Below are 20995 nucleotides of genomic sequence, written 5' to 3' on the forward strand. Positions count from 1 at the left end.
GTGACCTCACCGGCCAAGTGCACCTGACCGGTGGTGATCATCGTCTCCATGGCCACGCGGCTGCGCGGGTCCTGCGCCAGCATCGCGTCCAGGATGGCATCACTGATCGAGTCGGCCATCTTGTCCGGGTGACCCTCGGTCACCGACTCACTCGTGAACAACCGACGATCGCCGTGCCCGGTTCCCACCGAGCGTCGAGTTCTCGCACTGGCCACTTCTCGCCCACCGTGGTTCGCCGCTTGCTCCGGACACCCGGAGCCCAGGGATATCAGCCTACGGACGGGGTCTCGTTCCGCGCGAACTGCCCGGACACGGCGTCCCACAATGCGGACGCAAGATGGGATTTCGAACCGTGCGGAATCGGGTGCTCGACACCGTCGGCGCCCAACAGCCAACCGGCGTTGTCCTCCACCTCGAACGCCGCACCGTCACCGACGGCGTTGACCACCAACAGGTCACACCGCTTCCGGGTCAGCTTGGTTCTGCCGTGTTCCAGCACGGTCGTATCGGGATCACCGGTTTCCGCGGCGAAGCCGACGATCACCTCGGCATCCAGACGACCGGCCTCTCGGGTCTCGACGAGCTCGGCGAGAATGTCGGGATTGCGGGTGAGCTGGAGCGGATCGGGGTCGCGATCGGTTTTCTTGACCTTGTGGTCGGGCCGGTCCACCGGGCGGAAATCGGCCACGGCAGCGGCCATCACCACCACGTCGGCCCCTTCGGACTCGGCCAGCATCAGCGACCGCATCCGTTCGGCCGTACCGGCGTGCACCACGCGCACACCGGAGGGTTCGACGAGGTCCGCGGTATGTGCGGAGACCAGCGTGACGTGTGCTCCACGATGAGCCGCCACCCGCGCCAGGGCGTATCCCTGACGCCCCGAGGAGCGGTTTCCGAGGTAGCGCACCGGATCCATCGGTTCCCGGGTCCCCCCGGCCGAGATCACCACGCGACGACCTTCGAGATCGTGCGGCAGCGCGGTGCGCTTGACCAGCAGCAACCGGGCGAGGTCGACGATCTCCTCCGGATCCGGCAGGCGTCCCTTACCGGTGTCCGCCCCGGTCAAACGGCCACTGGCGGGCTCGGCGACGACCACTCCCCTGTCCCGGAGCAGCGCGATGTTGTGCTGCGTGGCCGCGTGCTCCCACATTTCCGTGTGCATCGCAGGCACCATCAGCACCGGACACCGCGCGGTGAGCAGCGTCGAGGTCAACAGGTCGTCGGCGAGACCGTGTGCCGCTCGGCCCAGCAGGTCGGCGGTGGCGGGAACCACGACGACAAGGTCGGCCTCCTGGCCGAGGCGCACGTGCGGCACATCCTCGACGTCGGTGAACACGCCGGTGGCCACCGGTTGTCCGGACAGGGCTTCGAAGGTGGCCGAGCCGACGAAGCGCAGCGCGGACTCGGTCGGCACCACGCGCACCTCGTGACCGGACTCGGTCAGTCTCCGCAACACATCACACGCCTTGTAGGCGGCGATGCCACCACTGACCCCGAGAACCACCCGGGGCGGTCGGCCCCCGGGAAATTCCGGTTTCACTCGCCTTCGGTGTGCTGAAGCACGCCGGCGTGAATCTCACGCAGCGCGATCGACAGCGGCTTCTCGCGCGGACCCGGCTCCACCAGCGGGCCCACGTACTCCAGAAGGCCCTCACCGAGCTGCGCGTAATAGTCCTGAATCTGCCGCGCGCGCCTGGCGGAGTAGATCGCCAGGGCGTACTTCGAACTGACCTGTTCCAGCAGATCGTCGATCGGAGGGTTCGTGATGCCCTCCGGCGCGCTGCGCGGCTGGCTGTCCGTCGGCTGGCTGCTGTTGAACGCAGCCAGCGGGTTGGGCGTGCTCACGTGCGTGGCTCCTGCTCTCGGGTGGTCACGACAAGGGGTGCAGTGACGGCGTGGGCGCCTCGGAACCCGTCCATACCGCACCGCAGACTCGGGCGGCGATTCGGTGCGGGCAGGGTGCAACAACCGGTCCGGACCGGGCCACACCGCTACTTCGAACAACCGGCGTGGAACGGCGAACCCGAAACGGCGAGGCACCTACTTCGCACCGTGACCGGTTATCAATCGTACCAACTCACCGGCCGCCGACTGCACATCGGCGTTGACCACGGTCGCGTCGAACTCGGTTCGAGCCGCGAGCTCCCGGCGTGCCGTGTCGAGCCGTTGCCGGACGATGTCCGAGTCCTCGGTGCGACGACCGGTCAGCCGCTCCACCAGGTCCTCCCAGGAGGGGGGAAGCAGCATGACGAGTTGTGCCTGCGGCATGCTCTCGCGGACCTGACGTGCGCCCTGCAGTTCGATCTCCAGCACAGCGGGGCGGCCCGCCGCCAGCGCCTGTTCGACCGGTTTGCGGGGCGTGCCGTAGTCATTGCCCGCGTAGTGGGCGTACTCCAGCATCTGCCCGGCATCGGCCATGCGCCGGAACTCGTCGGTGTCGACGAAGTAGTAGTGCACGCCGTCCACCTCGCCCGCACGAGGGGGGCGGGTTGTCACCGACACACTGAAGTAGATGTCCGGGGCCTGCCTGCGCAACTCGTCGATCACGCTCGACTTGCCGACCCCGGAGGGACCGGAGACGACGGTGAGCCGGGACTCACCCGGATGGGTGGGTCCCGGCTCCACGCCGGATTTCGTGTCGATCACGCGCCGTTGAACTCGGCGAGCAGCGCCTTGCGCTGGCGCTCGCCCAGTCCGCGGAGCCGGCGGCTGTTGGCGATCTCCAGCCGCTCCATGATCTGCTGAGCGCGGACTTTGCCCACGCCGGGGAGAGCCTCGAGCAACGCGGAGACCTTCATCTTGCCGAGGGTCTCGTCGTTGTCGGCACTGTCCAGAACCTCGGCAAGGCTGGTCCCACCGCGCTTCAGGCGCTCCTTGAGCTCAGCTCGAGCGCGACGGGCGGCAGCCGCCTTTTCCAGTGCCGCTGCCCGCTGCTCCTCGGTCAGCTGGGGAAGGGCCACCATGTCCTCCGTGATGTGGGTTTCTCTTGATCGGTGCGGCGACAGTACCGGCCCTGGTCAGGCCGCTACAACGGGGGGTCCGACTTTTGTGAGCCGAATTCGTCGCGTCTCCCGTCGCCGAACGTGCCGAAAGGGCCCGTACAAGGCGTGCACGAACACTCCGGTCGCTGCAAGTACTACCAACAACGGCGCTGAAGTGCACTAACCCGGACCAAAACTCTTTCGAACTGTCCGATTTCCGGGCGGTTGAGCCATGCTCAGCGGATCATCGTGCCCTATCGCAGGTCATCCGCCGCCACGGAATCGGCACTCGGGCCGTGAGCAAACCCTCACCGTGAGTACGGTGACAACCGGGCACGACAACGGAAATCCCCGCCCGCGAATGCGAACTTGACCGATACGGTCGTCGAAGTGACCCGGTGCCCTCCGCCTGATCGATGCCGGGAAGTCCGACGGGTCACACGTCTGCACACGTCCTGCGGTGAGGCTTTCACGGTGGATCGTGACCTCCGCAGGCCCCTCATCATGGACAACCCGGACCGTGGTCACGTTGCTCACATTGCGCTGCCGCCGCCGTGGCGGTGTCGAGCCGCACGCCGGAGCACACCGTGCACCCGCCGTAACGCGCTCGCAGTCGGGGCGCGCTACGGCGGGTGACTCACTCCGAAACCGCCCTACCGCGCCAACAGCGCGGCGAAGTCCTCGCGCAGGCCGCGGGCGGCACGCCGCAGCTCGTCGACATCGGGCCCGTGACGCAGGACCTCGCGGGCCGCGGCCGGAAGGACGTTCGGCAGAGCGGGTCCGAACACCGCCCGCAGCCCCTGCACGGTGCCGCCCTGGGCGCCGAGCCCCGGCGCCAGGATCGGACCGTTCAGAGTGGACAGATCCAGTTCACCACTGCGGATGGTGGCCCCGGCCACCACACCGACGTGGCCCATCGGTTCCGCGTCCGCGTTGTTCTCCGCCGCCGCGTCGACAATGGACTGCGCGACCGAGCGCCCCTCCGGGCTCGCCGAGCGCTGCAGCCCGGCCCCTTCCGGGTTCGACGTCCGGGCCAGCACGAACACCCCGCGCCCGGTCTGCTCGGCGATACCGAGCGCGGGCGCCAGCGAGCCGAACCCCAGGTAGGGCGAGACGGTCATCGCGTCGGCGGCCAACGGCGAGTGCTCGTCCAGGTAGGCGTTGGCATAGGCGGTCATGGTCGAGCCGATGTCACCGCGCTTGGCGTCGTGCAGCACCAGCGCACCGGCCCGGCGGGACTCGGCGACCACACGCTCCAGGACGGCGATCCCCCGTGAGCCGTACGCCTCGAAAAACGCCGACTGCGGTTTGAGAACCGCCACCTCGCCCGCCAGCGCCTCGACCACGGTCATCGCGAAACGCTCCAACGAGGCCGGTGTCTCGTCCAGCCCCCAGGCGTGCAGCAACGCGGGATGCGGGTCGATGCCGACACACAGCGGGCCCCGTTCCACCACGGCATCGCCGAGACGGCGACCGAAGCCCGCCTGCACCGTCGTCATCACACACCACCGCTCTGGTTCGCCCACAGCGACGCCTGCAGAGCCTGCAGCGGCCGTACCCCGATGCTGCCCCGGATGGCGGCTTCGATGCCCTGGACGGCGGCTGCCGCGCCCTGCACGGTCGTGATGCAGGGGATGTCCCGGGAAACGGCGGCGGTGCGGATCTCGTAGCCGTCGACGCGCGGCCCCGGGTTGCCGTAGGGCGTGTTGAACACCATGTCGACCTCACCCGCCTTGATCAGGTCGATCACGTCGCGCTCGCCGCCGGCCGCCGTCTCGTTGTGCTTGCGGACCACGGTGCACGGGATGCCGTTGCGGTGCAGCACATCGGCGGTGCCGACGGTGGCGAGGATGTCGAAGCCGAGGTCGGCCAGGCGCTTGATGGGAAAGACCATCGAGCGCTTGTCGCGGTTGGCCACCGAGACGAACGCCCGCCCGGACGTGGGCAAGGAGCCGTAGGCACCGGTCTGGGACTTGGCGAAAGCCTGCCCGAAGGACGTGTCGATGCCCATGACCTCACCGGTGGACTTCATCTCCGGACCGAGCAGGGAGTCGATGCCGTGCCCCTCCGGAGTGCGGAAGCGGTGGAACGGCAGGACGGCCTCCTTGACCGCGACGGGAGCGTCGGTGGGCAGGTCGGCACCGTCGCCGACGGCGGGCAGCATGCCCTCGCCGCGCAGATCGGCGATCTTGGCACCGAGCATGACACGTGCGGCGGCCTTGGCCAGCGGCGCCGCGGCGGCCTTGGACACGAACGGCACGGTACGCGAGGCGCGGGGGTTGGCCTCCAGGACGTAGAGCACGTCGTCCTTGAGCGCGTACTGCACGTTGAGCAACCCGCGCACGCCGAGACCCTGGGCGAGAGCCTCGGTGCACCGCCGCACCTCCTCGATCTCCTGGCGACCCAGGGTGATCGGCGGCAGCGCACAGGCGGAGTCGCCGGAGTGGATACCGGCTTCCTCGATGTGCTCCATCACGCCACCGAGGTAGACATCGGTGCCGTCGGCCAGCGCGTCGACGTCGATCTCGATCGCGTCGTCGAGGAAGTTGTCCACCAGCACCGGGTGTTCCGGAGTGACCTGGGTGGCGCGGGCGATGTAGTTCTCCAGGGAAGGCTCGTCGTAGACGATCTCCATACCGCGCCCGCCGAGCACGTAGGAGGGACGCACCAGCACGGGGTAGCCGATGTCGTCGGCGATGCGCTTGGCCCCTTCGAACGAGGTCGCGGTGCCGTAGCTCGGCGCGGGCAGCCCGGCCGTGTTCAGCACGTCACCGAAGGCGCCGCGCTCCTCGGCATGGTGAATGGCCTCCGGCGGGGTGCCCACGATCGGCACCCCCGCATCGGACAGGCGCTGGGCCAGCCCGAGCGGGGTCTGCCCACCGAGCTGCACGATCACTCCTGCCACGGTGCCGGAGGTCTGCTCGGCATGCACGACCTCGAGAACGTCCTCGAAGGTCAACGGCTCGAAGTACAGCCGGTCCGAGGTGTCGTAGTCGGTCGAGACGGTCTCCGGGTTGCAGTTGACCATGACCGTCTCGAAACCGGCCTCACGCAGCGCCATCGCAGCGTGCACGCACGAGTAGTCGAACTCGATGCCCTGCCCGATCCGGTTGGGCCCCGAGCCGAGGATGAGCACCTTGGGACGATCGTGCTGCTCGACCACCTCCGACTCGGCCGCCGGATCCGACTCGTAGGCCGAGTAGTGATACGGCGTGCGAGCGGCGAACTCGGCCGCGCAGGTGTCCACGGTCTTGAACACCGGGCGCACCCCCAGCCGGTGCCGCAATGCGCGGACACCGTCCTCACCGGCCAATTCCGGGCGCAACGCGGCGATCTGCCGGTCCGACGCCCCGGCACGCTTGGCCCGGCGCAGCAGGTCGGCGTCGAGCACCGAGGCCTCGACCAGGTCGGCCCGCAACTCGACCAGGGAAGCGATCTGGTCGACGAACCACGGGTCGATGCCGGAGGCCTCGTGGACCTGCTGCACGCTCGCGCCCAGTCGCAGCGCCCGCTCCACGGTGTAGAGCCGGCCGTCGTGGCCCGCGCCGAGCTCGTCCAGAACGGACTCCAGGGTGGCGTCGCCGTCCCCCGGACCGGTCCAGAACCCGATCCGGGAGGTTTCCATCGAGCGCAGCGCCTTGCCGAGCGCCTCGGTGAAGTTGCGGCCGAGCGCCATCGCCTCGCCGACGCTCTTCATCGTCGTGGTCAGCCGCGTGTCCGCGCCGGGGAACTTCTCGAACGCGAAACGCGGCGCCTTGACCACCACGTAGTCCAGCGTCGGTTCGAAGCTCGCCGGCGTCTCGCGGGTGATGTCGTTGCGGATCTCGTCCAGCCGATACCCGATGGCCAGCTTCGCGGCGATCTTGGCGATCGGAAAGCCCGTGGCTTTCGACGCCAGTGCCGAGGACCGCGACACCCGCGGATTCATCTCGATGACCACCATCCGCCCGGTTTCCGGGTGGATCGCGAACTGGATGTTGCAGCCGCCGGTGTCGACTCCGACCTCGCGCAGCACGTCGATGCCGACATTGCGCATGTGCTGGTACTCGCGGTCGGTCAGCGTCATCGCCGGGGCCACCGTCACCGAGTCACCGGTGTGCACGCCCATGGGATCGACGTTCTCGATGGAGCACACGACCACCACGTTGTCGGCGTGGTCGCGCATCAGCTCCAGCTCGTACTCCTTCCAGCCGAGCACGCTCTCCTCGATGAGCACCTCGTGCACCGGGGATTCGGTCAGCCCGAACGAGGCCATCCGCTCCAGTTCCTCGTGGGTGTGGGCCATCCCCGAGCCCAACCCGCCCATCGTGAAGCTCGGGCGGATGACCACCGGCAGGCTGTGCTCGGCGACGAAGTCGCGGACCTCGTCCATCGAGGTGCACACCCTGCTCTCGGGGACTCCGCCACCGATCGAGCGCACGATGTCCTTGAACCGCTGCCGGTCCTCACCGCGCTGGATCGCGGCGATGTCGGCACCGATCAGCTCGACGCCGTAGGCTTCCAGCACCCCGCGCTCGTCCAGGGCCATCGCCGTGTTCAAGGCGGTCTGCCCGCCGAGGGTGGCCAGCAGCGCATCCGGCCGTTCGGCGGCGATGACCTTCTCCACGAACTCCGGAGTGATCGGCTCGACATACGTGGCGTCGGCGAACTCCGGGTCCGTCATGATCGTGGCGGGATTGGAATTGACCAGGCTGACCCGCAGGCCCTCCTCGCGCAGGATCCGGCAGGCCTGCGTACCGGAATAGTCGAACTCACACGCCTGGCCGATCACGATCGGGCCGGAGCCGATGACCAGGACGTGGCGAATGTCGGTTCTCTTCGGCATCAGCGTGCCTCACTCATCAGTTGCGCGAACGAATCGAACAGGGGAGCGGCGTCGTGCGGTCCCGCAGCCGCCTCGGGGTGGTACTGCACGCTGAACGCCGGGGTGTCCAGCAGGCGCAGTCCCTCCACCGCACCGTCGTTGGCGCAGTGGTGGCTGACCGTCGCCCGGCCGAAGTCGGTGTCGAACCGCTCGCCCGGCTCGCCTGCCACGGCGAAACCGTGGTTCTGCGCGGTGATCGCCACCCGGCCGGTCTCGGCATCGATCACCGGGATGTTGATCCCCCGATGCCCGTAGGGCAGTTTGTAGGTCTCCCGCCCGAGCGCACGCCCCAGGATCTGGTTGCCGAAGCAGATTCCGAACAACGGCAGCTTGCGGTCCAGGACCTGCCGGGTCAGCTCGACGGCATGGTCGGCCGTGGCCGGGTCCCCGGGGCCGTTCGACAGGAACACCCCGTCCGGGTGCACCGCCAGCAGATCGTCCATCGACGCCGACATCGGCAGCACGTGCGTCTCGATACCCCGTTCGGCCAGCATCCGCGGCGTGTTCGTCTTGATCCCCAGATCCAGCGCCGCCACCGTGAACCGCTTCGCACCGGCCGCGGGGACCACGTACGACTCGGCCGTGGTGACATCTCCGGCCAGATCCGCCCCGGTCATCTCCGCACTCGCGGACACCTCGGCAACCAGCTCCTCGTCCGGGCGCAACCGGTCACCGGAGAAGATGCCGGCACGCATCGCACCGCGCTCCCGGATGTGGCGGGTCAGCGTGCGCGTGTCCAGGCCGGCGATGCCCACCACGCCCTGACGGTCCAGCTCCTCGGCGAGCGAGCGGCGCGACCGCCAGTTCGACGGCACCCGCGCCGGATCGCGCACCGCGTAACCGGCCACCCAGATGCGCTGCGACTCGTCGTCCTCGTCGTTCCAGCCGGTGTTGCCGATCTGCGGTGCCGTGGACACCACGATCTGGCGGTGATACGACGGGTCGGTCAGGGTCTCCTGATATCCCGTCATCCCCGTGCTGAACACGACCTCTCCCAGGCAGCCACCCACACTGCCGAATGCCTCACCCCGGAAAATCCGGCCGTCCTCGAGCACCAGAGCTGCCGCGGTCATTGTGCCTCCTGCCGCGTACCCGCGGTCTCGTCTTGTTCGGTCTGAGCCTGTTCGGTCTGAGCCTGTTCGGTCTTGTCCTGTTCGGTCTGGGCCTGTGCCGACTGGGGCCACCCGTCGGAGGGCACCATGTTCCGCACCGCCGCGGCCCACTCGGTCTGCACTGTCTTGTCCTGCGCGCGGAATCCGGTATCGAGCCACTGCTGCCCGAGCTGCCAGGTCACCACCAGCAGGCCCGCTCCGGGAACCACCTTGTTGGCGAGCTTGTGGTCCACCCGGGCCCCGCGCAGCGACGCGGCCGGGATCCACAGCGAACCGGCCCCGGATCGCTCCAGCAGCAGCCCGGAACGCCGCAACCGGGCCGTGGCGCTCGCCCGGTGGCCGATATCGCCCATCACGATGCGGTCCTGCCAGTCGCCCGCCTGCGTCGTTCCCACGTAGAGACCGTCGGCAGCGGGCAGCAGTTCGGGCTCGGCGGAGAGCCCGTCCGGCTCGGAAGGGAATTCCGCGAGCCGCTCGGCCTGGTGTCGTGCCCGGCGCAGCCAGCCCCGGCGCATCCCGTACAGCACCAGTACGGCCAGGACAACCAGTGCCAGCACCCACAGCGTACGTGCCATCAGCGTTCCCCTTCCGCGCGAGCGATCTTGCCCTCGTGGGCGGTGATGCGCCCGCGCAGCATCGTCGCCATGACTCGGCCGGGAAGTTCCATACCTTCGAACGGTGTATTCGCCGACACGCTGGCCAGCTCGGCGCCCCGCACCGTCCAGCGCGTCTCGGGATCGACCAGCACGAGGTTCGCCGGTTCTCCCTCGGCCACCGGGCGGCCCTGGTCGGCAAGCCCCGCGATCCGGGCGGGGTGTTCGCTCATCACCCGCGCCACACCGCGCCAGTCCAGCAGTCCCGGCTCGAGCATGGTGTGCAGCACCACGCCCAATGCGGTCTGCAGCCCGAGCATGCCCGGTCGGGCAGCCGACCACTCGCAGTCCTTGTCCTGCGCGGCGTGTGGCGCGTGGTCGGTGGCCACGCAGTCGAGCGTCCCGTCGGCCAGGGCCCGCCGGAGAGCGTGCACGTCGGCGTCCGCGCGCAGGGGCGGATTGACCTTGTGCACGGGGTCGTAGTTGCCGAGCACGTCATCGGTCAACAGCAGGTGGTGCGGTGTGACCTCGGCCGAGACCGCCGTGGCACCGTCCTGCGAACGCCACCACCGGAGGAACTCGGCCGTTCCCGAGGTGGAGACGTGGCAGACGTGCAGCCTGCCCCCGGTGTGCCCGGCGAGCATGCAGTCACGAGCCACGATCGACTCCTCCGCCGGAGCGGGCCACCCCGCCAGCCCCAGCCGCGCGGCGTTGGCGCCCTCGTGCGCCTGTGCCTGCACGGTCAGCCGCGGATCCTCGGCATGCTGGGCCACGACCGCGCCGAACGCCCCGGTGTACTCCAGCGCGCGGCGCATCAGCAGCGGATCGTCGACGCAGCGCCCGTCATCCGAGAACACCCGCACCTTCGCCGCCGAGCGCGCCATCGTGCCCAGCTCCGCCAGCTCGGAACCCCGCAGCCCCGCGGTCACCGCACCGACCGGGTGTACGTCGACCAGACCGACCTCACGTCCCCGGCGCCACACGTGTTCGACGATCACGGCGTTGTCGGCCACCGGGTCGGTGTTGGCCATGGCGAACACCGCGGTGTAACCACCGAGCGCCGCAGCCGCCGAGCCCGTCTCGACGGTCTCGGCGTCCTCCCGGCCGGGTTCGCGCAGATGCGTGTGCAGGTCCACGAATCCGGGCAGGACGACGGCCCCGTCCGCGTGGAGGATCTCGTCGGCATCGGCCGTCAGCCCGCTGCCGATCTCGGCGATGACCCCGCCCGCGACCAGAACGTCGACCGGCTCGCCCTCGCCATAGGGCCGCACGTCCTTCAGCAGGATCCGCTCACCGGGCCCTCCGATACCGGACATGCCGCCACCGGACAGGTTGCTCGTTTCCTTCGCGCGGTTCACGCCGCGACCTCCTCTCCGGCCAGCAGGTGGTAGAGCACCGCCATACGGACGTGAACCCCGTTGCGGACCTGCTCGTTCACGGCCGCGCGGGGGGAGTCGGCCACATCCGGTGCGATCTCCATGCCCCGCAGCATCGGTCCGGGGTGCAGCACCACGGCATGCTCCGGCAGCAACCCGAGTCTGGTCTCGTTCATGCCGTAGGCGATCGAGTACTCACGGGCCGAGGGGAAGAACCCGCCGTGCATCCGCTCGGCCTGCACCCGCAGCATCATCACCGCGTCCACACCGGCGAGTACCGGATCGAGCTCGTGCCGGACCTCGGCCCCCCAGTGCTGCACACCGCTGGGCACCAGCGTCGGCGGGGCGACGAGCACCACCTCCGCGCCGAGCGTGCGCAGCAGGTGAACATTGGAGCGGGCGACCCTGCTGTGCAGGAGGTCACCGACGATCGCGACCCGCCGCCCGGTCAGCTCGCCCAGCCGCTCCCGCAGCGTCGCCGCGTCCAGCAGCGCCTGAGTGGGATGTTCGTGCATCCCGTCACCCGCGTTGACCACCTGGGTCCCCGCTTCGTCGAGCCATCCGGCAAGCCGGTGAGCGGCACCGGAAGCGGGGTGACGCACGATCACGCAGTCGGCCCCCGCGGCGGACAGCGTCAGCGCGGTGTCGCGCAGCGACTCGCCCTTGCTCGTCGACGAGCCGGTGGCCGACACGTTGATCACGTCCGCGCTCATCCACTTACCGGCGACCTCGAACGACACCCGCGTCCGGGTGGAGTTCTCGTAGAACATGGTCACCACGGTGCGCCCGCGCAGGGTCGGCAGCTTGCGAACCTCACGCCCGAGCAGCGTCTGCTTGAGAGCGTCCGCGGTGTCCAGCACCCCGGTCGCGGTGTCGGCATCGAGGCTTTCGGCGGACAGCAGATGCCGGATCACCGCGTTTCCCTCCCGGCTGTCGGCGTCTCCTGGCGGCGCAGCAGCACACTGTCCGCGCCGTCGGTCTCGGTCAGCCGCACGGCAACGTCCTCGCTGCGCGATGTCGGCACGTTCTTGCCCACGTAATCGGCCCGGATCGGCAGTTCCCGATGCCCGCGATCGACCAGCACAGCCAACTGGACAGCACGCGGGCGGCCCTGATCACGCAGCGCGTCGAGCGCGGAACGGACGGTGCGGCCGGAGAACAGCACGTCGTCGACGAGCACCACGAGAGCACCGTCCACGCCCTCGGCCGGAAGGCTGCTGGGTTCCAGCGGGCGATTCGGTTGCTTCCTGAGATCGTCGCGGTAGAGTGTGATGTCGAGTACCCCGGTGGGCACGGTCACACCGCTGAACTCGGCAATACAGGCGCCCAGGCGCCTGGCCAGGGGTGCTCCCCGGGTCGGCACACCGAGCAGAACGACATGGTCGTTGCCGGTGTCGAGGGCGGTCTTTTCGATGATCTGATGTGCGATTCTGGCGATCGTGCGCGCAACGTCACCGGCGGAGAGCAGCTCCCGCTGCCCCGCCGGGGCCGCCGCGCCCGCCTGTTGGCGTGACGCCACGGTGGACCTCCTTCCCCGCCTCACCGGACGGGTCCTTAAAGGACGTCTGGAGCCCGGCGGCAGCCGGGCTTGACCTGTACGCTACCAGCATCGAAGGGGCACTCCGACGGCAGGTGTGGTGCGACTCGTACCACGCTTCCGCCAAGACCAACTTGACCTGGTGACGCACAAGAGCGAACATTACTCTCCGTATCACTACTGAGCGTTTTTCCCCGGCAACTACACTAGGCTGACGGGGCGAATGAAACGGAGAAACGCCACATGGGCGACTACGCCAAGGCGCTGGGCAACAAACTCCGCGCTATCCGCCAACAGCAGGGTCTCTCGCTGCACGGTGTCGAACAGAAATCAGGCGGACGGTGGAAGGCCGTGGTCGTCGGGTCCTATGAGCGTGGCGACCGCGCGGTGACCGTACAGAAGCTCGCCGAACTGGCCGACTTCTACGGTGTGCCGGTGGCCGAACTCCTTCCGGAGGGCCGGATCTCCTCCGGCGCCGAACCGGCCACGAAAGTCGTCATCAACCTGGAACGGCTGCAGCAGCTCCCTGCGGAGAAGGTGGGGCCACTGGCCCGCTACGCGGCCACCATCCAGAGCCAGCGCGGTGACTACAACGGCAAGGTGCTGTCGATCCGCACCGAGGACCTGCGATCGCTGGCCATCATCTACGACATGACCCCGGGTGAGCTCACCGAGCAGCTCATCGACTGGGGAGTGCTGCCGCCCGAAGCCCGACCGGCACGGGAGGAGTGACGACCCGTCCCCGCATCCGCCCTCGGGGGGATGCGGGGATCCGGCGCCGATGCGCTGTCCCGGTTGCCCGCGACAGCCGGAAGACGGCGAGAGAGGCACTCCGGTGCGGCCGGTCGCCTCCCGCCCGCTCAACTCCGGTCGGCGCTCTGCTCGGTACCGTCCCGGTCGGTGGCCTGCTCGCTCTCCTCGCCGTGCAACGAGCGACGCATCTGGTCCCTGAGCCCCGCCAAGCGGCCGAGAACACCGTTGACGAAGCGGGGCGAATCATCGGTCGACAATGCCTTGGCCAGTTCCACGGCCTCGTCGATGGCCACGGCGGGTGGCACATCGGACCCCCACAGCAGCTCGAACAGCCCCAGACGCAGCACGGCCCGGTCCACGACGGGCATGCGTGCCAGCGTCCATCCCTCGGCGTGTTCGACGAGGAGCTCGTCGATGCGCCTGCGATGCTCCGTGATCCCCGAGACGAGAGCGATCGTGTAATCCTTCACGGGTGGAACCTCGGTGGAACCGACCCGCTCGGACAGAAGCTGTTGAGGATCGAGTTCGCGCAGATCGGCCTCGTAGAGCACCTCCACCGCGCGCTTGCGGGCCTTGTTCCGCGTACCCAACTCACACCCTCTTTCCGGCTGCGCGACCCCGGTTCGCCAGTGCGCTCCCGTGAGCCATCACTTGACGCGGCCGAGGTAGCGACCGTCGCGTGGGTCGACCTTGATCTTCTCGCCGGTCTCGATGAACAGCGGGACCTGCACCTCGGCACCCGTTTCCAGGGTGGCGGGCTTGCTCCCGCCCGTGGAGCGATCGCCCTGCACACCCGGATCCGTGTGTGAGATCTGCAACTCCACGGAGGCGGGCAGCTCGACGTAGAGTGGCTCACCCTCGTGGCGGGCGAGAACCACGGTGCTGTTCTCCAGCATGTAATCGGCCGCGGTACCGATCACCTTCGGCGCGACCCCGATCTGGTCGTAGGTGTCGGGATCCATGAACACGTAGTCGGTGCCGTCGTTGTAGAGGTACGTCACCTCGCTGCGGTCGACGTTGGCGGTCTCCACCTTCACGCCTGCGTTGAAGGTCTTGTCCACCACCTTGCCGGACAGCACGTTCTTCAGGGTGGTGCGCACGAAAGCCGCGCCTTTGCCGGGCTTGACGTGCTGGAAACTCGTCACGGACCAGAGCTGGCCGTCGATGTTGAGCACCATTCCGTTCTTGAGGTCGTTCGTGGTGGCCACGGTCGAGGTCTCTCCTGTGGTGATGACTGCAGATGTGTGTCGCCGGCCACGAAGCCGGCGCGCGCCGCTCGCCGGCGCTCGGGGCACGCGTGCTGCCGCCTAAATGGCGACGAGCTCCTTCGTCGTCAGAGTGAGCAGTTCCGGCGTGCTCGGACGCACGATCAGCGTGTCCTCGATACGGACTCCGCCACGCCCCGGCAGGTACACGCCGGGCTCGACGGTCACTGCCATCCCGGCCCCGATCGTACCGTCCCCGCGCTGGGACAGGGCCGGTGCCTCATGGATCTGCAAGCCGACACCGTGCCCGAGTCCGTGCAGGAACCGCTCGCCATATCCGGCATCGGTGATCACCTTGCGCGCGACGCTGTCCACCGTGCGCACGTCGGCGTCGACCCGCACGGCCTCGCGCCCGGCAGCCTGGGACGCGGCGACGAGCTCGTAGATCTCGCGCTGCCACTCGGCAGGCGAACCCAGCACGACGGTCCTGGTCATATCCGAGTGGTAACCGTCGACCAGGGCTCCGAAGTCCATCTTCACGAAGTCACCGTTCGCCAGGACCGTGCCGTCGGGCCGGTGGTGCGGAACGGCCGAGTTCGCCCCCGCGGCCACGATCGTGTCGAACGAGGGGCCCGCCGCACCGTTGTCCAGCATCCGGGCCTCCAGATCCCTGGCGACCTCCAGTTCGGTCCGGCCGGGACGCAGACCTCCCTGCTCGAGCAGCTCGGCCAGCGCCCGGTCGGCGGCGGCACACGCAGCGCGGAGCGCCTCGACTTCGGCCTCGTCCTTGAACAGACGCAGCTGCTCGACCAATCCGGGAGTGCGGACCAGCTCGGCGGAAGGGGCGGCGCCGGCCAGCGCGTCCCACCCGTCGACGGTGACATGCCCGCTCTCGAAACCGACCCGCCGGTGCTGCGCGACTCCGGATTCGATGCGCCGCGCGAGCGCCGATGCACTGCCCCTGTCGATGAGCAGCTCGAGATCGGGAACCTGCTCACCCGCCTGGGTCTGGTATCGGCCGTCGGTGCAGAAGACGGTGCGTCGTTCGCTTCCCGCCTCATCGGCCGCGTGCACCAGCAGCGCCGCGTTCGACCCGGTGAAACCGGTCAGGTACCTGATGTTGAGCAGGTCCGTGACGAGCATCGCGTCCACCTCGTGTTCGCGAAGGTGGGCACGCAGGGCAGTACGTCGGTGGACGTGGGATTCCGGCATGCACCGCAGCCTAAACGAGTAGCTCCGCAGCGGTGGACATGCGCTGTGGTGTGTTCTTCGCTCGGGTGATCGAGCCGGGCGCAGTGACCCGCCGGAGTTCAGGCATCGAGCTCGGCCAGCCAGCGCAGAGCCAGCGCGTAGCCGCGCACCCCCAGCCCGGCGATGACTCCGGTGGCGATGTCGGAGAGATAGCTGTGGTGCCGGAATCCCTCACGCCGGTGCACGTTCGACAGGTGCAACTCGAGCAGAGATTCGGTCAACTGGGCACTCGCGTCCCGAACGGCCACGGAGTAATGCGTCCACGCTGCCGCATTGAGCACCACCGGCAGGCGCCGGTCGGCGGCCTCGTGCAGCCACTCCAGCATCTCACCCTCGTGATCGGTCTGGCGCACGTCGACCTCGATGCCGAGATCCCCGGCAGTGCGCTCGCACAGCGCCACCAGATCGGCATACGTGGAGCTGCCGTAGATATCGGGCTCCCGACTCCCCAACCGCCCCAGATTGGGACCGTTGAGCACGAGCACCTTCACAGGAAAACCTCCTGTCCCGAGTCCTGCCTGCCACCGCCCCCGGCCAGTGCCGAGTAGGCCGCCGCCACCAGCGAGGGATCCGGGCCCTCCAGACGACCGGGTTTGGCCGGCCCGTCGAGCACCACGAAGCGCAGCACCCCCGAGCGGGTCTTCTTGTCCGACTGCATCAGCTCCAGGAGCTGATTGAGAGCGTCCGGGTCATACGTGGTGGGCAAACCGAGCAGGTCCAGTATCCGCCGGTGCCGGTCGGCGGTTTCGTCGTCGAGCCGCCCGGCCAGCCGTGCCAGTTCGGCGGCGAACACGAGACCGATACTCACCGCGGCACCGTGCCGCCAGCGGTACCGCTCACGCCGCTCGATCGCATGGGCGAGCGTGTGCCCGTAATTGAGGACCTCCCGCAGATGCGACTCCCGCAGGTCCGCCGAGACCACATCGGCCTTGACCCGGATGGCCCGGCTGACCAGCTCGGTGAGCACATCGCCGGAGGGGTCCACGGCCGCCTGCGGATCCGACTCGATCAGATCTAGGATCTGCGGATCCGCGACGAAACCGCACTTGACGATCTCGGCCATTCCCGCGATGAGCTCGTTGGCGGGCAATCCCTCCAGGGTGGCCAGGTCGACCACGACCGAACCCGGTTCGTGGAACAGTCCCACGAGGTTCTTGCCCGCATCGGTGTTGATGCCGGTCTTGCCTCCGATGGCCGCGTCGACCATGCCCAGCAACGTGGTCGGGACATGCATCACGCGCACACCGCGCATCCAGGTCGCGGCGACGAAGCCGGCCAGATCGGTCACGGCGCCGCCACCGAACGAGACAACAACCCCCTCGCGGTCCATGCCCATCTTGCCGAGCACTTCCCAGCAGAAGCCCGCGACCGCGAGGCTCTTGCCCTCCTCGGCATCCGGAACCTCCACGCGGTGCGCGTCCACACCGGCCTCGCCGAGCTCTTCGCGCACTGCTTCCACGGTCGCCGTGATGCTGGGCTGGTGCACCAGAGCGACCACGGAGGTCCCGCGCAGCTGGTCCACGAGTTCGCCGAGCAGGCCCCGACCGACCACCACGTCATAAGGTTGCCCACCCTCGACGCGGATCCGCACTGGCTCGGTCATCATCATCCTTTCCCGATCCGTGGCACCGCGTTCACCGGTGCTGACCCGGCACCATTCGCCGTACTACGGCCTGTCTTGTCAACCCCTGGTGGTCGCTGAACCGCCGTCTCAGAGGGCGTCTTGCTGCGTTGAAGGCCACACAAGCATTTCCGAAGCACGTCCTAGCTCGTGCGCGCTGCCTGCAGGCCCGCGACGATCCGATCGACCACGGCCGGCGGCTCGATCTCGTCCGTGTCCACCTCCCAGGTGGCCACCTGGCGATACAGCGGCAACCGCGCCTGCAGCAACGCCTTGAAAGTGGCGCGGGGATTGACCCCGGCCAGCAGGGGACGGGCGGTGGACAAGCCGGTCCGGCGTGCTCCCTCGGCCAACCCGACACTCAGGAACGCAACCGGCTGATCCACCAAGCGCTCGCGGGTACGTTCCGACAGCACAGCGCCACCCCCCAGGGACAGCACACCGGAGTGCTCGGCCAGCGCCACGGCGATCGCCTCCTCCTCCCGCTCCCGGAACGCAGGCTCCCCGTCGTTGGTGAAGATCTCCGGGATGGGCTTGCCCGCGAGCCGCTCGACGTCGGCGTCGGTATCCCGGAAATCCGCACCGAGCCGGTCCGCCAGCAAACGACCGACCACCGTCTTTCCCGCTCCGGGTGGTCCCACCAGCACGGCGCGCGGGCTCATCACCGCACCTTTCGCTCATCGGTACGCTCGGCCAGTCCGGCCAGGTACCCATCGACATTGCGCCGGGTCTCGGCCAGCGAATCCCCACCGAACTTCTCCAGCACGGCCTGCGCCAGCACGAGAGCGACCATCGTCTCGGCGACCACGGCGGCACGCGGAACGGCGGTGACATCGGAACGCTGGTGCATCGCCCTGGCGGGCTCACCGGTGCTCACGTCCACGGTAGCCAGTGCGCGGGGCAGGCTGGATATCGGCTTCTTGGCCGCGCGCACGATGAGGGGTTCACCGTTGGTCATGCCGCCTTCGAGCCCACCCGCACGGTTGCTTCCACGACTGACCCAGTTCGCCCCGCCGGACGGGTACATCTCGTCATGCGCACGGCTACCGCGACGGCGCGCGTTGGCGAATCCCTCGCCGATCTCCACGCCCTTGATCGCCTGGATGCTCATCAGCGCCGCGGCCAATCGCGCATCGAGCTTGCGGTCCCAGTGCACGTGCGACCCCACGCCCGGCGGCACCCCGTAGGCGATCACCTCGACCACCCCCCCGAGCGTGTCGCCGTCGGCTTTCGCCGCATCGACCTCGGCCATCATCCGGTCGGTGGCGGAGTCCCCGAAAGCACGTACCGGGTTGTCGTCGATGGCAGGCAGGTCCTCCGGCGTGGGAAGCCTGTCGGTCTCGGCGTCCACATCGCCGAGACCGACCACATGACTGACCAGCTCCACCCCGAGCGCCTGACGCAGGAAAAGTCGCGCCACAGTGCCGACAGCCACCCGCGCGGCGGTCTCGCGGGCGCTGGCACGTTCCAGCACGGGCCGCGACTCGTCGAAACCGTACTTCTGCATCCCGGGCAGATCGGCATGGCCCGGGCGCGGCCGGGTCAGCGGCTCGCTGCGTGCCTGAGACGCCAGTGTGTCCGGATCGACCGGATCCGCGGCCATGACCTGTTCCCACTTGGGCCACTCGGTGTTGCCGATCCGCACCGCGATCGGCCCGCCCTGCGTCAGACCGTGCCGGACACCGCCGATGATCTCCAACTCGTCGGCTTCGAAGTTCATCCGCGGACTGCGGCCGAAACCGAGCTTGCGGCGCTGCAGCTGGGTGGCGATATCGGACGTGGTGACCTCGACTCCGGCCACCATGCCTTCCAGCATTGCCACCAGCGCGGGCCCATGTGATTCTCCGGCGGTCATCCAGCGCAGCACACCAGGCATCTTGTCACGGTCGGCTCGGTGCGGTACCTGCCGGGGTCGGCTCGGCACGCCTGCGACACCGGGCCGTCACAGAGCGGTCTGCACCGACATCGCCGCCGGGAAAGTCGTGGCCAGCCATGCCGGCAGGAGCATGGCGGGACCGTGCGGAACGGTTGTCGCCCGCGCCACGCATGCCGCCGCGAGGGTGAGAACGGCGGCGGCGACCATGGTCACCATGACCGCGACCGGGGACACGGCACCGACGGCGGCACCGAGACTGCCCGCCAGTTTCACATCGCCTGCGCCCATCGCCGTCGGCGACAGCAGCCGTACACACGCGTACGAACCCGCGAACAGGATCGCACCGGACAGGGCTCGAAGGGCCATCTCGGGGTCCCGGCCCGCACAGGCCGCCAGAGCCAGCACCCCGGCCGCGACCGGGTAGGCGGTCAGTGTCAGCGCGTCCGGCAGGCGCCCGGCGAACAGATCACAGACGGTGAGCATCATGGCGAGCCAGCCGAGCAGCAGCGGCACCGGCATCCACCACAAGGGGAAGGCCCCCGCCAGATTCCCGGCCGCCGCGGTCGTCCACAGCAGCGCAACGCCCACTTCGCACCACAGCTTCGGTGGCCGCACCCCGCGCCGGAGTCTCCGCAGCAGGCACCTTCCGAGCCGACCGGCTCCGAGACCTGCGATGCCGCAAGCCACGGTGGTCACGATCCCCGTATCGAGCATGTCCGCAGGATGGCGCGCGCATCCGGCTCGCTCGCTCATGCACCACGCGGATCCCCGCGTGTCGGACACCGACCGGCCTCACCTCTGCACCGTGAACACGGCCTCGCCGGCCAGAACCTGGTCATCCTCACGCAGATCACCGAGCGCGTCGGCGCCGATCTCCAGCACCACGACAGGACATATCGAACTGAACCCGTGGGCTTCGATCCCGGTCGGGTCCCAGGTGATGATCCGCTGCCCCACCCGAACGGTCTCGCCCTGCGTCACGTGCGCCGTGAATCCCTCACCGCCGAGCTTGACCGTGTCCAGCCCCAGATGCACCAGGACGGCGAAGCCCTCCGGTGTCGTGATCACGAAAGCGTGCGGGTGCAGCGTGGCCACGGTGCCCGCGACCGGAGCCACCGCATCACCGCGCCCGCCCCGGGGTTTGACCGCCATCCCGGGGCCCACCATCGCCTGCGAGAACACCGGATCGGGCACCTCGCCGAGCGGCGCCGTCAAGCCGCTGACCGGGCTGACGACCTCGACGCTCACAGCAGGTCCTCGATATCGCCGGCAAGGGTGTCGGCTTCCGGCCCCACCACCACTTGCACAACCGATCCCTGGCGCATGACCCCGTGGGCGCCCGCCGACTTCAACGCGGCCTCGTCGACCCGGGAATCGTCCTCGACCTCGCAACGCAACCGTGTGATGCACGGCTCGATGTCGACCACGTTGTTCCCCCCGCCGAGCGCGGCCAGGATCGCGGCGGCTTTGTCCTCGGCCACCCTGCCTCCTTCATCTCCACGGCGTCTCGGAGACCTCGTGCACGCACGGCATCCCGCGTGGCCGTGCCCGACGGACGCGGTCCCGGTGATCGCGGAGTTCATCGCGGCAAAGACGCATATTCGCTTGACACCGGATCATCCGCGGCGCATGGTTCCCCATCGACCGGTATGGACCGGACCGTACCAAACACGGGCACAGGCCCGAGGAATCTTTCCAACGGGAGGCGGTATGGGAGCCGAGCCGACGGTACGGGGCCGTCCTCACCGCCGAGTACCGACGGACCTGCGACAGCAGGACGGGCCACACGGGTGTCGAGGCGACCGACCGGCTCCGGGAGGGATCTG

The 20995-nt window shown here is 68.9% G+C and carries 23 protein-coding genes; 1 reads left to right on the forward strand and 22 read right to left on the reverse strand.

What is annotated here, in order from left to right:
• The 12 genes from DFQ14_RS09630 to pyrR all read right to left on the reverse strand — a co-directional run.
• Positions 1-188, reverse strand: a 188-nt coding sequence (locus DFQ14_RS09630) for an S-adenosylmethionine synthetase N-terminal domain-containing protein (protein ID WP_257233642.1), incomplete at its 3' end; no start/stop codon positions are given.
• Between the two features lie 80 nt (positions 189-268).
• Positions 269-1540 (reverse strand): bifunctional phosphopantothenoylcysteine decarboxylase/phosphopantothenate--cysteine ligase CoaBC, encoded by a 1272-nt coding sequence (gene coaBC, locus DFQ14_RS09635; RefSeq protein ID WP_246195599.1) that lies wholly within the window; start codon positions 1538-1540, stop codon positions 269-271.
• Complete coding sequence (gene rpoZ / locus DFQ14_RS09640; RefSeq protein ID WP_179951530.1) at positions 1537-1845, reverse strand: DNA-directed RNA polymerase subunit omega; 309 nt, start codon at positions 1843-1845, stop codon at positions 1537-1539. Before rpoZ ends, coaBC begins: the two co-directional genes overlap by 4 nt.
• Positions 1846-2040: 195 nt before the next feature.
• Positions 2041-2646, reverse strand: a complete 606-nt coding sequence (gmk, locus tag DFQ14_RS09645) for a guanylate kinase (protein ID WP_114452886.1) — start codon at positions 2644-2646, stop codon at positions 2041-2043.
• The gene (gene mihF, locus DFQ14_RS09650) at positions 2643-2960 is read right to left on the reverse strand and encodes an integration host factor, actinobacterial type (protein ID WP_043575279.1); all 318 of its coding nucleotides are present in this window, start codon (positions 2958-2960) and stop codon (positions 2643-2645) included. The genes gmk and mihF overlap by 4 nt, the downstream gene beginning before the upstream one ends.
• Before the next feature lie 674 nt (positions 2961-3634).
• Positions 3635-4480, reverse strand: a complete 846-nt coding sequence (gene pyrF / locus DFQ14_RS09655; RefSeq protein WP_114452887.1) for an orotidine-5'-phosphate decarboxylase — start codon at positions 4478-4480, stop codon at positions 3635-3637.
• Positions 4480-7806 carry a carbamoyl-phosphate synthase large subunit gene (gene carB, locus DFQ14_RS09660; RefSeq protein WP_114452888.1) on the reverse strand — a complete coding sequence of 1109 codons (3327 nt, stop codon included), beginning with the start codon at positions 7804-7806 and terminating at the stop codon, positions 4480-4482. The genes pyrF and carB overlap by 1 nt, the downstream gene beginning before the upstream one ends.
• Positions 7806-8918, reverse strand: coding sequence for a glutamine-hydrolyzing carbamoyl-phosphate synthase small subunit (gene carA, locus DFQ14_RS09665; protein ID WP_114452889.1), 1113 nt, complete (start codon positions 8916-8918; stop codon positions 7806-7808). Before carA ends, carB begins: the two co-directional genes overlap by 1 nt.
• Complete coding sequence (locus tag DFQ14_RS09670; protein ID WP_246195598.1) at positions 8915-9532, reverse strand: PH-like domain-containing protein; 618 nt, start codon at positions 9530-9532, stop codon at positions 8915-8917. Before DFQ14_RS09670 ends, carA begins: the two co-directional genes overlap by 4 nt.
• Positions 9532-10866, reverse strand: a complete 1335-nt coding sequence (locus DFQ14_RS09675) for a dihydroorotase (RefSeq protein WP_114453084.1) — start codon at positions 10864-10866, stop codon at positions 9532-9534. The genes DFQ14_RS09670 and DFQ14_RS09675 overlap by 1 nt, the downstream gene beginning before the upstream one ends.
• 38 nt (positions 10867-10904) lie before the next feature.
• Positions 10905-11837, reverse strand: coding sequence for an aspartate carbamoyltransferase catalytic subunit (locus tag DFQ14_RS09680; RefSeq protein ID WP_114453085.1), 933 nt, complete (start codon positions 11835-11837; stop codon positions 10905-10907).
• Positions 11837-12445 carry a bifunctional pyr operon transcriptional regulator/uracil phosphoribosyltransferase PyrR gene (gene pyrR / locus DFQ14_RS09685; RefSeq protein ID WP_114452890.1) on the reverse strand — a complete coding sequence of 203 codons (609 nt, stop codon included), beginning with the start codon at positions 12443-12445 and terminating at the stop codon, positions 11837-11839. The genes DFQ14_RS09680 and pyrR overlap by 1 nt, the downstream gene beginning before the upstream one ends.
• A 261-nt stretch (positions 12446-12706) precedes the next feature.
• Here pyrR and bldD point away from each other — a divergent pair, with 261 nt between their 5' ends.
• Positions 12707-13195, forward strand: coding sequence for a transcriptional regulator BldD (gene bldD, locus DFQ14_RS09690; protein ID WP_114452891.1), 489 nt, complete (start codon positions 12707-12709; stop codon positions 13193-13195).
• A gap of 128 nt (positions 13196-13323) precedes the next feature.
• Here bldD and nusB read toward each other — a convergent pair whose 3' ends face one another.
• The 10 genes from nusB to DFQ14_RS09740 form a co-directional block, all read right to left on the reverse strand.
• Positions 13324-13806 carry a transcription antitermination factor NusB gene (gene nusB / locus DFQ14_RS09695; RefSeq protein ID WP_114452892.1) on the reverse strand — a complete coding sequence of 161 codons (483 nt, stop codon included), beginning with the start codon at positions 13804-13806 and terminating at the stop codon, positions 13324-13326.
• A gap of 57 nt (positions 13807-13863) precedes the next feature.
• Positions 13864-14424 (reverse strand): elongation factor P, encoded by a 561-nt coding sequence (efp, locus tag DFQ14_RS09700; RefSeq protein ID WP_114452893.1) that lies wholly within the window; start codon positions 14422-14424, stop codon positions 13864-13866.
• Between the two features lie 99 nt (positions 14425-14523).
• On the reverse strand, positions 14524-15633 hold the full coding sequence (locus tag DFQ14_RS09705) for an aminopeptidase P family protein (RefSeq protein WP_114452894.1): 1110 nt from the start codon (positions 15631-15633) through the stop codon (positions 14524-14526).
• A 98-nt stretch (positions 15634-15731) separates the two neighbouring features.
• Positions 15732-16163 carry a type II 3-dehydroquinate dehydratase gene (aroQ, locus tag DFQ14_RS09710; protein ID WP_114452895.1) on the reverse strand — a complete coding sequence of 144 codons (432 nt, stop codon included), beginning with the start codon at positions 16161-16163 and terminating at the stop codon, positions 15732-15734.
• Positions 16160-17275, reverse strand: a complete 1116-nt coding sequence (aroB, locus tag DFQ14_RS09715; RefSeq protein WP_114453086.1) for a 3-dehydroquinate synthase — start codon at positions 17273-17275, stop codon at positions 16160-16162. The genes aroQ and aroB overlap by 4 nt, the downstream gene beginning before the upstream one ends.
• A gap of 161 nt (positions 17276-17436) precedes the next feature.
• Positions 17437-17955, reverse strand: coding sequence for a shikimate kinase (locus DFQ14_RS09720; RefSeq protein ID WP_114452896.1), 519 nt, complete (start codon positions 17953-17955; stop codon positions 17437-17439).
• Positions 17955-19160, reverse strand: a complete 1206-nt coding sequence (aroC, locus tag DFQ14_RS09725; protein ID WP_114452897.1) for a chorismate synthase — start codon at positions 19158-19160, stop codon at positions 17955-17957. The genes DFQ14_RS09720 and aroC overlap by 1 nt, the downstream gene beginning before the upstream one ends.
• A 75-nt stretch (positions 19161-19235) precedes the next feature.
• Entirely contained in the window at positions 19236-19922 is a 687-nt protein-coding gene (locus DFQ14_RS09730; RefSeq protein ID WP_246195597.1) for a prepilin peptidase, read from the reverse strand.
• Between the two features lie 39 nt (positions 19923-19961).
• Positions 19962-20417, reverse strand: coding sequence for a PTS sugar transporter subunit IIA (locus tag DFQ14_RS09735; protein ID WP_114452899.1), 456 nt, complete (start codon positions 20415-20417; stop codon positions 19962-19964).
• Positions 20414-20650: a PTS sugar transporter subunit IIB gene (locus tag DFQ14_RS09740; protein WP_114452900.1), complete on the reverse strand. Its 237-nt coding sequence runs from the start codon at positions 20648-20650 to the stop codon at positions 20414-20416. Before DFQ14_RS09740 ends, DFQ14_RS09735 begins: the two co-directional genes overlap by 4 nt.
• Positions 20651-20995 lie beyond the last annotated feature (345 nt).

Source organism: Halopolyspora algeriensis (assembly GCF_003337235.1).
In the GTDB taxonomy this organism is placed as follows: Bacteria; Actinomycetota; Actinomycetes; order Mycobacteriales; family Pseudonocardiaceae; genus Haloactinomyces; species Haloactinomyces algeriensis.